The sequence below is a fragment of the Streptomyces sp. CLV115 genome (genome assembly GCF_038448545.1).
In the GTDB taxonomy this organism is placed as follows: Bacteria; Actinomycetota; Actinomycetes; order Streptomycetales; family Streptomycetaceae; genus Streptomyces; species Streptomyces sanglieri.
This window is the reverse complement of the sequence record NZ_JBCEWQ010000010.1, coordinates 49,241-62,367: the sequence shown is the minus strand read 5'-3', so window position 1 is coordinate 62,367 and position 13,127 is coordinate 49,241. Positions and strand designations below refer to the sequence as shown.

At 70.3% G+C, this 13,127-nt stretch carries 11 protein-coding genes; 6 read left to right on the top strand and 5 right to left on the bottom strand.

The window, feature by feature from the left end; genetic code table 11:
* Window positions 1-230 precede the first annotated feature (230 nt).
* A complete protein-coding gene (locus AADR41_RS06145; protein ID WP_342280334.1) occupies window positions 231-1,247 on the top strand; it encodes a LysR family transcriptional regulator in 1,017 nt (338 codons plus the stop codon).
* Between the two features lie 94 nt (window positions 1,248-1,341).
* The gene (locus AADR41_RS06140) at window positions 1,342-1,884 is read left to right on the top strand and encodes a DapH/DapD/GlmU-related protein (RefSeq protein WP_342280333.1); all 543 of its coding nucleotides are present in this window, start codon (window positions 1,342-1,344) and stop codon (window positions 1,882-1,884) included.
* Between the two features lie 180 nt (window positions 1,885-2,064).
* On the opposite strand, the gene AADR41_RS06135 is transcribed toward AADR41_RS06140, so the two are convergent.
* Window positions 2,065-2,931 (bottom strand): peptidoglycan-binding protein, encoded by an 867-nt coding sequence (locus tag AADR41_RS06135; protein WP_342280371.1) that lies wholly within the window; start codon window positions 2,929-2,931, stop codon window positions 2,065-2,067.
* A 610-nt stretch (window positions 2,932-3,541) separates the two neighbouring features.
* On the opposite strand from AADR41_RS06135, the gene AADR41_RS06130 reads away from it, so the two are divergent.
* A complete protein-coding gene (locus AADR41_RS06130) occupies window positions 3,542-3,994 on the top strand; it encodes a hypothetical protein (protein WP_342280332.1) in 453 nt (150 codons plus the stop codon).
* Window positions 3,995-4,379: 385 nt separating this feature from the next.
* Here the strand turns inward: AADR41_RS06130 and AADR41_RS06125 are convergent, their stop codons facing one another.
* Window positions 4,380-5,231 carry a hypothetical protein gene (locus AADR41_RS06125; RefSeq protein WP_342280331.1) on the bottom strand — a complete coding sequence of 284 codons (852 nt, stop codon included), beginning with the start codon at window positions 5,229-5,231 and terminating at the stop codon, window positions 4,380-4,382.
* Between the two features lie 159 nt (window positions 5,232-5,390).
* Here AADR41_RS06125 and AADR41_RS06120 point away from each other — a divergent pair, with 159 nt between their 5' ends.
* Together AADR41_RS06120 and AADR41_RS06115 are read left to right on the top strand one after the other, a co-directional pair.
* Window positions 5,391-5,927 carry a hypothetical protein gene (locus tag AADR41_RS06120; RefSeq protein WP_342280330.1) on the top strand — a complete coding sequence of 179 codons (537 nt, stop codon included), beginning with the start codon at window positions 5,391-5,393 and terminating at the stop codon, window positions 5,925-5,927.
* A 226-nt stretch (window positions 5,928-6,153) separates the two neighbouring features.
* Entirely contained in the window at window positions 6,154-6,792 is a 639-nt protein-coding gene (locus AADR41_RS06115) for a hypothetical protein (RefSeq protein ID WP_342280329.1), read from the top strand.
* 223 nt (window positions 6,793-7,015) lie between these two features.
* On the opposite strand, the gene AADR41_RS06110 is transcribed toward AADR41_RS06115, so the two are convergent.
* Window positions 7,016-7,837 (bottom strand): LysR substrate-binding domain-containing protein, encoded by an 822-nt coding sequence (locus AADR41_RS06110; protein WP_342280328.1) that lies wholly within the window; start codon window positions 7,835-7,837, stop codon window positions 7,016-7,018.
* A 37-nt stretch (window positions 7,838-7,874) separates the two neighbouring features.
* Between AADR41_RS06110 and AADR41_RS06105 the strand changes: the two genes are divergently transcribed.
* Window positions 7,875-8,135 (top strand): DUF1772 domain-containing protein, encoded by a 261-nt coding sequence (locus AADR41_RS06105; RefSeq protein WP_342280327.1) that lies wholly within the window; start codon window positions 7,875-7,877, stop codon window positions 8,133-8,135.
* Window positions 8,136-8,286: 151 nt separating this feature from the next.
* Here the strand turns inward: AADR41_RS06105 and AADR41_RS06100 are convergent, their stop codons facing one another.
* Window positions 8,287-10,536, bottom strand: coding sequence for a serine/threonine-protein kinase (locus AADR41_RS06100; protein ID WP_342280326.1), 2,250 nt, complete (start codon window positions 10,534-10,536; stop codon window positions 8,287-8,289).
* 506 nt (window positions 10,537-11,042) lie between these two features.
* Entirely contained in the window at window positions 11,043-13,094 is a 2,052-nt protein-coding gene (locus AADR41_RS06095; protein ID WP_342280325.1) for a phosphocholine-specific phospholipase C, read from the bottom strand.
* Between the last annotated feature and the right edge of the window lie 33 nt (window positions 13,095-13,127).

Here is a 13,127-nt window from a genome sequence, read left to right as displayed (position 1 = left end):
AAAAACACTCTTGAGTTCCGCTGCCGGACGAAGTGGCACGCGACGGAGCCGACGAGTTCCTCTCCACCTGCTGCGCGGCGACGGACGGCCTGGCCGCCCGGGCCTGCCGACGTCGGCCGGCACGCCACCGGGGGCCGCTCCTGGCGCCGCTCGCGGCGCCCCGCCCCGGCTCGGCCCAACCGATCCCGGGCGAGCCACAACGATCGGTTGGGCGCCCCTAGGATGGGCCGGTGGACACCAACGCATTGCGATCGTTCGTCCGGGCGGCCGAGCTCGGACAGTTCCAGCATGCGGCCGACGAGCTGGGCGTGACACAGCAGGCGGTGTCCAAGCGGATCGCGTCGCTGGAGCGCGAGCTGGAAGTCCGCCTGTTCACACGTACCGCCCGAGGGGTTGAGCTCACGCTCGACGGCCAGGCGTTTCTTCCCCACGCACAGAGCGTCGTCGCGGGTGTCGAACGCGCCATCACCGCGGTCCGGCCCGGTGCCCGGGCCCTGCGGATCGATGTTCTGGGCCTGCGAAGCGCGCAGGCCGTCGTTCTGCACGACTACTGGCGGTCACATCCCGAAACCGAGCTCGACGTGGTGACCCTCAGGGTCAACGACCCACGCCTGGTGGTCGCCGCCATCGAAGCAGGCGACGTCGACGCCTCGTTCCGTACCGTCACCGACCCGGCCGCGCTGCCGCCCGGTCTGCGGATGATCCACGCGTTCGACACCCCGCTGGAGCTTCTCGTCGGCCCGGGACATCCACTCGCCGCCGCGCGACGGCTGACGCCGGCGCAACTGCGCAGGCACCGGATCTGGGTGCCGGGTATCGCGCCCCGAAGCGAATGGGCGGAGTTCTACGACGAACTCGCCACCGCCTTCGACCTGCGCATCGACGCGACGGGCCCGCACTTCGGAGACGAAGTGCTCCTGGACACGCTCGCGGAGTCGGCAGACGTGGCCACGCTGGTCGGGGCACGCGACCGGTACCTGTGGCCGGCCACGCACGACCTGCGCCGCATCCCCGTCGTCGGTCCGACCCTCGCGTACCCGCTCTCGCTCATCCTCCCGAGTGCGAATCCGCATCCGGAACTGCGCGGCATCATCGCCCACCTCAGGGCCCTGCCGCGACTCCCCGAGACGACCTGGCTCCCGTCCTGGGCAACTAGGCCACAACGCGGCGACGACAACACCGAAACGGCTCACGGACCGCAGCCCCACCCCTCACCGCGGCCGGCTCCACGACCGGGTCAAAGGTGACTCGGCCGGCTGCCCGACGCCAGCCTCCGCCGGCGACCGGCGAGCCCCGTCCCGTCCCGCCCGGTCACCCGGCACACCCGAAAGGAGTCGCGGCATGTCCGGCGACCGTCTCATGCGTATTCACAGCGCCGAGTTCCAGGCCATGGCCGAGAGAGTCCTTCAGGTCACCGAACTCACCACCCGCCTCAACGTCCTGCCTTTCGACGACGGCGCAGGCAAAGCGGAACTGTTCGAACAGATCCTCGGCAAGCCGTTGCCGCCGGGGGTGACGATCCATCCGCCCTTCTACACGGACCACGGCCTCAACCTCGACCTGGCCGAGCGCGTGTTCATCAACCAGAACTGCACGTTCCTGGACTACGCCGGCATCCGGCTCGGCGAGCGCGTCATGATCGGCCCGAAGGCCACGTTCATCACCATCGGGCACCCGGTCGATCCCGGGGAGCGACGGCTGTACCTCACCGGCGCCCCCATCGACGTGGCGGAGAACGTGTGGATCGGCGCCGGCGCCACGATCCTGCCCGGCGTCAGCATCGGCCGTGACGCCGTGATCGCCGCCGGCGCGGTCGTGGCCGACGACGTTCCACCGGCAAGCCTGGTGACCGGCAGCAAGGCGACCGTACGCCGTCAGTGGTGAGGCACCCGCCCGGAGCAACGAACCGACGTCACGGCAACGGCCCCCTCACCTCGCACCACCACCTCTCGTCACCGACGGCGCGACGGCGGCCCTCGTCGGCGTGCTGCGGCACGCCGAGGGGCGGGGCGGAACCGTCGGACCGGCCCCGCCCCGACCCGTGGACGCACATCTTTCGGGTCATCACCCGACCAGAGCCTCCCAGGACTTGGGGCCCACCTGTCCGTCGACTACGAGGCGGTTCACGCTCTGGTAGGCGCGTACGGCGGAGTTGGTCACGGCGCCGAAGTCGCCGTCGACGGCAAGTCCCGCGCTGTGCTTGTTGAGGGCCACCTGAAGGCCGCGTACATGCGCTCCGGAGCTGCCCTTCCCGAGCGCGTAGACCAGCCTCGGCCAGGTCTTCGGTCCGACCTGGCCGTCCGCCACCAGACCACGGGACGACTGGAACTTCTTGACCGCGTCGACCGACACCGAGCCGTAGTTGCCATCGGCGACCAGCGCGGTGCCGCGCCGGGTGATCAGGTACTGGACGGCTTTCACGGTCGCGCCCACGGCACCGGGACCGATGGCCGGCCAGCCGCCGCCCAGGTCCACGCCGCGGGCGGCGAGGTAGGAGACCGGATCGACCGTGGACCCCAACCCTCCGCTGTGGGTCTCGAAGTGGAGGTGGGGACCGGTCACATGGCCCGTGGCACCCATGTCGGCGATGCGCTGCCCCGCGGCGACCTTCGCGTTGAGCGGGATCCGGAACGCGCTGAGGTGCCCGTAGTAGGTGTACCGCCCACCGCCGTGCGCGATGACCAGACCGTTCCCCGTGCGCCCCGGCAGGACGCCCGTTCCCCGGCGTACCACGGTGCCTGCGGCCGCGGCGTAGACCGCCGTGCCCGTCGAGTTGGTGACGTCCTGACCGGCGTGCGGGTAGCGGCCGCGCGGGGCCCCGTAGTGGCCGCCTGCGGGGAAGTGGCCCCGGGCGGGGTTGCACCACCGGCCGTCCTTGAGCGTCGCCGCCGCGGCCGACGAGGTCAGGGCCGGTATGCCCGTCAGCGCCACCCCGAGCCCGGCGCCGACGCCGATCAGCAGCCTTCTGCGCGACGGACCCGCCGGCCGGAGACCGTCCGGTTCCTCCGCCGCACCGTCGGCCGTACCGCACTGCTCGCACATGTCCTGTCCTCCTCAAGGTTCCGCGCACTCTACGCGCGTTGCTTGACGAGAGCATGCCAGAGCGAGCAGTGGTACTCCAGGGCCAGGAGCTGCCCGCCCCTGCCGTGCGATCACCCCTGGCAACGCCGGTAGACCGCACTTCGGTCCGAGTCCTGGACTCGTCGCATGCCGGACGGGATCGTTCGCCACGGGGCCATGGGGCAGCTGCACGGTGACGTCGGTGCCGGGCTGCCGCGTGGACTGGACGCCGTCGCCGAGCCACAGGTCGGCTCGACCCCGACGCCGGACCCGGCCGCGCCGCGCGGGCCGACGCGGTTGCGCCGTCCGGTATGTACCGGGCACTCGGCGGACACGCTCGACACCGCGTGCGACGCACACCATCACCGAGGCCCGGGGACGTGCCCCACCACACCCGGGCCTGGCCTAGGGTGGGTCCATGTCCGGGAACGACGCACCACCGAGAGGCTCGGGCACTGAAGTTCCGAGCGCCGACTCGCAATTGCCCACCACTTTGCATGTCGCCGGGCTGGCGCTGAGCCGCACGGAGAGCCCTCCGCAGTTTGCCTGCTGGACCGGCTACTTCGCGGAGGCGGCAGGCACGGACCGGATCGCCATGAGTCTGGTGACCGAGCCGGCGGCCCCGCCGGACGAGTCCACCCTCCAACTCGCTCACGACGTGGTGAGCCGCTTCGGCGTTTTCGTCGACCAGGCCCTGGAGTACTGCCGCACCCGACTGCGTGAACGGCACTTCGGGCTCACAGCCGACGAACTGAACTGGCTGGACCTTCCCGAGTTGCCGATCGCGGCGCCCGAGGCAACGGTGTGGGCCGACCGGACCTGGGCCATCCGCTTCACCGAGAGCAGACTCGGGCTGGCGGACCCCCACGGAATCCTCGTGACGTTCGACAGAACCCGTCCCGTCGATCTCCAGGGCCTCACCGACGAGCAGTGAGCCGCCCGTCGCGCCGTCGCCCACTCGACCATTGCGGTCCGGATCCCGGGCGCAGGCTCGGTGCCGCCGCCTCCGGCGCAAGGGGCGTCGACCACGTCCGAAGGTGTGATCCTCTCGAACCCGAGCGCCTGCCCGAGGGTGACGGCGGATCACCGCGTGATGATCAGCGGCGACCGCGCCGACAAGCACGCCGGGAGGACCGGCTCCTACGGGCCCGCCGGGCCCGGCAGTGTGGTGCGGGCCGGCATCGAACACACCCCGGCGACCACTCGGGCCCGTGGGGGAAGCCGGCGGACACTCCCGACGCGATCGGTCGGCTCGTGGTGAAGCGGACTCCCGTCGAGCCGCGCTACTGGGCGTCGCGGCAGGGTCGGCCGGGAGAGCCTCACCGGGGAGCCACCGCACCGAGTCGCACGCAGACGCGGGCGAGTTCGAGCGAACGCTCCAGGTCCTCGCGGGTCCACGTCCTCGTGGCGCCGGCCCCTCTGCGGGCGTCGAGCACCCGCGTGAGGTGCTGCCGGAACTGCGGTGACCTGTCGGCGGCCAGTTGGCCGCCCTCCGACTTCGAGACGACGCGCCCGGTGAGGACCGTCGCCAGCAGGCGGGCCGGCCCCAGGGACATCCACTCGACCTCGAAGTGGGAGACCGGGTGGGCCGCTTCGCTGCTCAGGTAGATCTGTTCGGACAGGGTGATCCTGTTGCGCCAGTACTGGTCGAGATTGGCGCGGGAGAAGCCGATCGCCCCATCGCGCGCGGTCGCTTCCTCGATCGGCATCCCGGGGCTCCGCGGATCCACCTCCGCCATCGCGCCGTCCCCGGCGACGGGGACACGGACACCCGACTGGACGATGTTGAGCCAGGTCGCCCAGTTCATGGGTCCGTCCGTCGACTCGGGGTGCAGGGTTCCGGCGACCGACGCCACTACGGACCGAAGGGCATCGGGGCCCTTGGCCAGATCGTCTCTCGTCACGTACATGGCATCGATCGTGTGGCCGTAATCGCGCGCGGAATGCTCGTGCAGCGGCGACACGGCGTCGCGTGCCGGTGAATCCAATCCCGTCGCCACCACGCAGACGAGGTCGTTATCGCTGTCCGCCTGCCAGTCGCCGAGCGACGCGGATCCCACCACGACGACATCGCGGAGAGTGCCGCCCAGGGTGTCGGTCAGTCGATTCGTGAAGCGTCGTGCGAGAGTCCACGGTTCCTGGTCGGAATCGATCACGTAGGGAGAAGTCAACTCGATGCCTTTCTCGGAGCTCGTACGGATGGGCACGGGTCACCGGTTGTCAGAGGCGCCTCCTAATCTTTGAGGTGTCATCCCGGGCAGCGAGAGGGTTCATCTGTGTGTGACGAGCGATTGAAAGAGTTCTCCCGGGAGCGGCTGGGCGGGCGCCCCGTGCCCGAGGACGTTCGGATCCTGGCGACAGCGCAGTGGGAGGGGCGTGGGCATCCCTTCGAGCAGTTCGGCATCACCATCTTGGAGCCCCGTGCCCAACACCCGTTGACCGACACCAGCTATCTCAGCGAGAAGGAACGCGCCGAGCCCGACATCATGGCCAACTGTGCGGCATCCGAGCAGATGGCCAAGCACCTGAAGGCCGTGGCCCAGGACGAGGACGGCAACTTCTACGGGTACTGGCTGCATCCTCAGGAGCAGGAGACCACGCAGCCGCCTCTGGTCATCAAGGTCGACACGGAGTCGGCGTACTGGGAATTGTGCGGCCTCACCTTCTCCGAAGCCTGCTTGTACGACATCTCGTTCGACAATGACGAGCTGTTCGTGAAGGTGGCCGCGGAGCTCGCGGAGCTGGGCATATCCATTCCTGTCGGTTCCCGTGAGGATCTCGCCGAACTGTCCGCCGACCCCGCCCCGGAAGACATGCACAGCCGGTTCTTCGACGCCGAACGGGAAAAGCTCGGGCCGCCGTCGTAGGGCCCTGGGCCCGCATCATGCGTCGACGGCTCCTCCAGCACCTGATGCGGGTGGCGATCACGGTGCACGAGGAAGCCAGGGCGTACGCCCCGACCTGGACGCCGGCTCCAGCCCGCCGCGCGGAGACGGCCCGCCGGGGGCCGACGGCTGCGGACGGGTGGCGTGACCCGGCAGCAGGGCAAGGCGTGGTCGTCCGACAACCGATGGCCGATGGCAGAATCGGGTCATGGGTCTGAACATAGTTGTCGGTGTGCTCGTCGATACAGAGGACGACTACGCCGAGAAGGTCCGCGCCGATTTTGCCGTGGTCGGCGAGCTGCTGGAGCGTGCGGGAGCGCGACGGTGGACTGAGCCCGACCTCGACAGGAGGCAGAGCGAGGATTCGTGGGGCTACTCGGGCCTGCACACCCTTCGTCGTCTCGCCGTCCACCTTGCGGCGAGCGGGCGCCTGCCCGAGCCCTTGGACGGAAGCCACCGGGCGGCTGACGACTCGCTCCTCAGCAAGGTGTACGAGGGCCTCCCGACCGATCCTCCCGGGCCGTTCGACCATCTGGTCCATCATTCGGACTGCGAGGGCTACTACGTCCCCGTCGACTTCGCCCACGTCATCGTCGACAAAAGGACACCGGGCGGCCACCTGGGCTCTTCGGTGCGACTGCTGGAGGAGACCCGGCGACTCGCTGAAGCCCTTGGTCTTCCGGAAGACCTCGATCCGGACTCCGAAGAGATCGTCGACGCCGCCGATGCCGCGGATCCGGCCACCGAGGGATGGCAGCGTTACGGAGTCGAGTCCTATGTGTGCCTGCAACTCCTCCACGCTGCGAAACTCTCGATCTCGACCGGAGCAGCCATCGCCTTCACCTGAGAAGGGCGTCGCAGAACGACGGCGGGTTCAAGTGATCGACCACCACCCACGGACGATCATGTGATGGTGGCGGCACAGGTGCGTGACCACGGGTGCTCGCCGCCGCAGCGAGGTGAGATCTGGAGACGTTGGCGCGAGGGCAGTCGCCCGGGGGCTTGTTCTTTGTCCGGACCTCTCGGGGCTCACGCTGCCATTCATGTGCCACAACTGTCTCCACGGCGCGTCAAGTCGGGCCCGGACTCGTACGCATCAGGTTCAGGCGGACGGCGCCGGCGGGGCTGGAGGGGCCGTCCGTCCGCCAGGCCAGAGCGACCCGGCCACGTAGCCGCGGCTCGGTGATCTCCAGCGTCCGTAGTCCGAAGGCCGCCGCCGCACCGGCAGGGAGGGCCGGAATCACCGCGACGCCGAGACCGCCGGCGGCGAGCTGTGCAAGGAACAGCGGGGCGGCTGCTTCGAACGCGATGCAGGGCCGGAACCCCACCTGCGCGCATGCGCGGTCCAGTACCCCGCGCAGCCCTGTGCCACGCGGCAGGCTGATCAGCGGACGATCGCGGAGCTCGGCCAGCGCAATGCTCGTACGGTCCGCAGGCGTGAGGGCGGGGTCGTCCGGTGCGGCGGCTGCGACCAGGGGTTCGTCGATCAGGACCTGGAGGGAGATGCCCGGCGGGGGCTCCTCGTCCGCGAGTCCGATCACGGCGATGTCGAGCTCCCCTCGGTGCAGTGCGGCGAGCATCCGTTCCGAGGTGTCCTCGGTCAGAGCGATCTCCACCTGGGGGTGGTCCTCGTGGAATCCGGCCAGGACGGTCGCCAGGTCGAACTCCTGGGCTGCCGCGGCCGCGCCCGATACCAGGCCGAGGGTGACGTGACCGCGCAGCAGCCCGGTGAACTCCTCCGCGGTCTGCCGTACCGCTTCGACTGCGGCGAGCGCGGCGCGCGCGTACGGCAGGACGGCCTCGCCCACCTCCGTCAGGGTCACCGACCGGCCGGAGCGGTCGAGCAGCGGGTGCCCGAGCTCCTTTTCGAGCTGGCGGACTTGGGCGCTCACACCTGGCTGCGCCAGATGCAGCCGGGCAGCGGCGCGGGTGAAATTGGCTTCTACGGCAGGTCTGCTGACCTTCGCGTCCTTCCTGATAACCCGGCTCGGCAACGTGCCGATCAACGGCCGGATCAAGGAGTGGGCTCGCACCTCGGCACCGGTCGATCACGTGGAGATCCTGCGGCGCTGGGAACTCTTCAACAACCTGCGCACGCTCACCGCCCTCACCGCGTTCGCCCTGCTGATCGTCCTCTCCCTGAGTCGACTGCCGCCCGGCCGGAGGCGGCCGCAGCCCACCCCGGCCTGAAGGCGACCAGGACGCGGCGAGGCCGGTCGTCCGGTCCACGGAGTGCATCGACCTCGCACAGGACGCGATCTCGGCTGCGCCGACGGCCGAGTGAGCCGGTGAAGGGTTCGCACGGCGGGCGACGACGCGGCCGGTGGCCGGTCCCCCGGGATCAGCCCGCCTTCGGCGGGTTCTGCGTGTCGAAGGCGAAGAGTGTGTTCTTGGCCGCGGCCGCGACCAGCGTGCGCCCCACCACGGTGACGCGCGGGCTTGCGCCCTCCTCGCCGGTCAGACCGTCGGCCTGCGGATCTGTTGTCCACAGGACTCTGCCGTCGTGCGGCGACAGCGCGACCACTCGGCCGGTCGCCGAGCTGAAATACAGCGCGTCGGCTCCCGCCACGGGGCCTGAAGCGCCCTCCACGCCCATCTGCCGGGACCACTTCTTCCGGCCGGTCGCGGGGTCGAGCGCCGTCACCAGACCCGTACGCCCGCTCACGTAGAGGGTGCCGTCCGCCATACCGGGCGTCCCCGCGTACGTCTCGGCCAGCCGGGAGTACGTGACCTTCCCCGAGGCCGGGTCGACCCGCGCCACCCCGTCGTAGCCGGCCAGCGCCGTCCCATCGATGTACTCCTGCAGGAGTACGAGCCTGCCGTCGGCGACACCCATCGGCACGGCGGGGCCGTCGACCGCGATGGGCCTGCCCAGTGTCCCCGAGGCGCGGTCGACCGTGTACAGGGTGGAGTGCCGCGCCGCCGAGTTGTCCACCTCCTCGTTCCTCGCGCACATCGCGAGGAGCTGCGCGCCCGCCAGGACGGGCGCGCACTGCGTGCCCGCGGGGAACGGCGTCTTCCAGGCGACCTTGCCGCTGTGCGCGTCCCGGGCCTCGAAGCGGGAGTTGTAGGCGTCGACCGTCACGACGGCGGAGCCGACCACCACGGCGTCCTGGGTCCGGCCCGTGACGGCCTGCGACTGAGCGCCGGACGGCACGGACCACAGCTCCCGGCCGTTGTCGGCGTCGACGGCCACCACCTCGCTGGGAGGGCCCTGCGGGGCGTCCTGGTCGGCAAAGCGGTAACCGAGCACCGTGTCATCGGTGGCGCCCACCAGGTGCATGCCCTGGACAGGGACGCCCGGGCTCTTCGCGGTCCACACCCGGGAGCCGTCCGAGGCTCTGATCCGGGTCGCGACGACACCGCCGCCCCCGCAGAACAGCGCGTCGCCGCGTGCGACGCAACGAAGTTCGTCGGGGATGTCCTCGCGGCCGCCCGGCACGGTCTTGTGCCACGGCCCGAAGCCCGCCGGAAGCGCGAGACCCGGCTCCGCCACGCTGTTGCCCTTGTCGCCGCGGCCGGCCCCGAAGCCGCCCGCTGCCAGCGCGGCGACTCCCCCGCCGATCGCCGCCACCGCGACCGCGGCCGCGAGCACGGGCCGCCAGCGGCGACGCAGACGAGGGCCGGCCGAGGTCCCGGTGCTCCCCGCATCGGGACCGGGCCGGGCGGTGGCCGGGGAATTCGGCGCCGGGGTGGCGGGCGTCGCGAGGTGATGCTGGGTGATCATGTCGCGGGTGCGGCCCGCGCCGGCGCCGTTCGCGTCGGCCCCGTCCGTCCCGCCGAGATCGGTCGGCAGGTCCCGCAACAGCACGAGGAGTTCGTCGGCCGTGGGACGCCCCTCGGGCTCCTTGGCCAGGCACGGCTCGACGACCACGCGCAAGGCCTCCGGCACCGCGTCCAGCGACGGCTCGTCATGCACCACCTGATACGCCGTGATGTAGGGGCTGTCCGCGTCGAAGGGCCCGTGGCCCGTCGCCGCGTACACCAGCAGCGTCCCCAGCGAGAAGACATCGGACCGCGGTCCCACACCACGCGGCGCCTGCAACTGCTCCGGCGACATGAACGGCGGCGTACCGATGACCCGTCCGGTCATCGTCAGCGTCTGCTGGTCCACGGCGCGCGAGATGCCGAAGTCGATGACGCGCGGGCCCTCGGGCGAGAGCACGACGTTCGACGGCTTCAGGTCACGGTGGACGACCCCCACCCGGTGGATGTCGCGCAGCGCCTCCGCCAGCCCGATGGCGAGCCTCCGCAGCTCCGCCCCGTTCAGCGGGCCTTCCGCCGCGATGTGCTGGGCGAGTGTGTGCCCCTCGATGTAGGTCGTCGCCATCCACGGCTGCTCGGCATCGGGGGCGGCGTCGACCACGGCGGCGGTGAACGCGCCGCTCACCCGCCTCGCCGCCGCCACCTCCTGCCGGAAACGGATGCGGAACTCGTCGTCCCCCGCGAACTGCTGGTGGATCAGTTTGATCGCGACAGGCCGCCCCGAGCTCGTACGGGCCAGGAAGACCGTGCCCATGCCACCCGAGCCGAGCCGCGCCTCAAGCGGATAACCGCCGATCTCGGCTGGATCACCTCCGCGCAGCGACACTCTTCCCGACCTCCCGTCCCCCGTGCACCTCTGCCGCCACGGGCCTGCGTACCTGTACCTGTCCTGCACACAAACTAGCCGCAGGGCAGTACGGCCGAGCAAAGCGGGTGACGAAACAAGGGGCCCGCAGCCGCTCCGGCGCCCCGCACACCGGAGCCCCGCCGACCCGAAGCCGGCCCAGTCCCGGCCACGAAATCGGTCCAGGACATCACCGGCCGGACAGAACAGCGCAAAGTTTACGCAAAGCCGTCAAGCGGATCACGGTCGACGCGTACGAGCTCCTGGCGTTCTACGGCTTCCCCTGCCGGACACCCGGCCGACCGGGGGTCACCAAGCCGGTCCCGTCGGACTTCGCGACCGCACGGATCCACACGCCGAACGGATCCGCACACGGAAATGAGAGCCCACGGCCGTTCGTCCCGGAGCGGGAGCGCCGGACCGATCCCGGGAGGCCCGGCCGGGCGGCCTCCCACAGGAGTGACCCGCCCGGCCGGGCGCGGGGGGGCTCACACGGTTGCGATGCCCGGGTCGCTCACTCCGGCTTGACCGTTCTCGACGTGCCCGGCCATGCGCCGCAGGAATCCCGCGTTGCCCTCGAAGACGACCGTCAGGTCGTACCAGCGCTTGGTGGCCCGCAGGTCGATGCTCTGCACGACGGTGGCGCCGGCGCGGACCGTGACGGTTCGGCGCTCGCCGCCGTACGCCTCGGTCAGGGCGAGGCGCGCGTCGGCGGCCGACGGGTTGGTCAGGGTGAGCTTCAGTCCGCCAGCGTCGTGACGTGCCGTCACCTCTGGTTCGGCGGCTTTGTTGTTGCCCCTGAAGGTGCGCAGAAATCCGTTCGGACCATGGACCGTGAGATCGTAACTGCCACCCGAGTACACCGAGTTCCAGCTGTCGGACACGGGCTTCCCGGCTGCCGTGGTGTACGTCCACGGCCCGTCGGTGCGCTTCTGCGAGCGCACCTGGAAGGCGGCACCCGCCCGGTCTCCCGCACTGAACGTCAGCTTGTACTTGCCCGAGGCGAGGTCCGCGGCTCCGTCGACGTAGGGGGCGTAGGAGAGCGGGCGGCTCGGCCGCGCCCCTGCCTCTTGCCGGGGCAGGGCCCCCTGGGCGGGTGGCCTCGGTACATAGCTGTCGTGGCGGTCGCGGTCCGGCGGGGTGTAGCCCGCGGTGTCCGGCAGGTCGGCCGGGTCCGTGACCTTGAGGGAGAAGTCGAAGGCGGATGTGAGGTCACCGCAGATGGCGCGCCGCCATGGTGAGATGTTGGTTTCCTCGACTCCGAACCGGTTCTCCATGAAGCGCAGGATCGAGGTGTGGTCGAAGGTCTCGGAGCAGACGTATCCGCCGGTGGACCACGGTGAGACGACGATCATCGGGACACGCTGCCCGAGACCGTAGGGACCTGCGGCGTATCCGGCACCGCCCTTGTAGTGGTCGAGGGTGGTGTCGACGGTGGACAGCCCCTGGGCGGCGGAGGCCGGAGGGTAGGGCGGCACGACGTGGTCGAAGTAGCCGTCGTTCTCGTCGTACGTGATGAACAGGGCGGTCCTGCTCCACACATCGGGATTCGAGGTGAGCGCGTCAAGGACGTGCGAGATGTACCAAGCACCGTAGTTCGCAGGCCAGTTGGGGTGCTCGGAGAACGCCTCGGGGGCCGCGATCCAGGAGATCTTCGGCAGCCTGGCGGCCTTGACGTCGGCTCTGAGGATGTCGAAGTATCCGTCTCCCGCCTTGGCGTTCGTGCCGGTGCGGGCCCTTTCGTACAGGGGGTCTCCGGGTTTGGCGTTGCGGTAGCTGTTGAAGTACAGCAGGGAGTTGTCGCCGTAGTTGCCGCGGTACGCGTCGTCGATCCAGCCCCAGCCGCCGGCCGCGTCGAGGCCGTCGCCGATGTCCTGGTACACCTTCCAGGAGACGCCCGCCCTCTCAAGGCGTTCGGCGTACGTCGTCCAGCCGTAGCCCGCTTCCTGGTTGCCGAGGACCGGGCCGCCGCCGGTGCCGTCGTTGCCGACGTGCCCGGAGAGCATGTAGTAGCGGTTCGGGTCGGTCGCGCCCATGAACGAGCAGTGGTAGTCGTCGCAGACGGTGAACCTGTCGGCGAGGGCGTAGTGGAACGGGATGTCGTCCCGTGTCAGGTACGCCATGGTGCCGGTGCCTTTGGCGGGGATCCAGTTGTCGTACTTGCCGTTGTTGAACGCGCTGTGGCCACCGGCCCAGTCGTGGTCGAGGCCCGCGATGAACTGCATCCCCAGGTCGTCGGCGTCGGGGTGGTAGGGCAGGGTCTCCTTGCCGCCACTTGTCTGGTGCCATACCGGCTTGCCGCTGGGCAGTGTCACCGGGCGGGGGTCCCCGAAGCCCCTGACGCCCTTCATCGACCCGAAGTAATGGTCGAAGGACCGGTTCTCCTGCATGAGGACGACGATGTGCTCGACGTCCTGGACGGTTCCGCTGCGGCGGGCCGCGGGGATGGCCGCGGCGCGGTCGATGGAGCCGGACAGAGCGGCGAACGCGGTGGTGGCTCCGGCGATCTGAAGGAAGCGACGCCGATTGATTTCGGTCATGGCTGTGGGGGTCCTCCTGTTGCTTCGGCGATG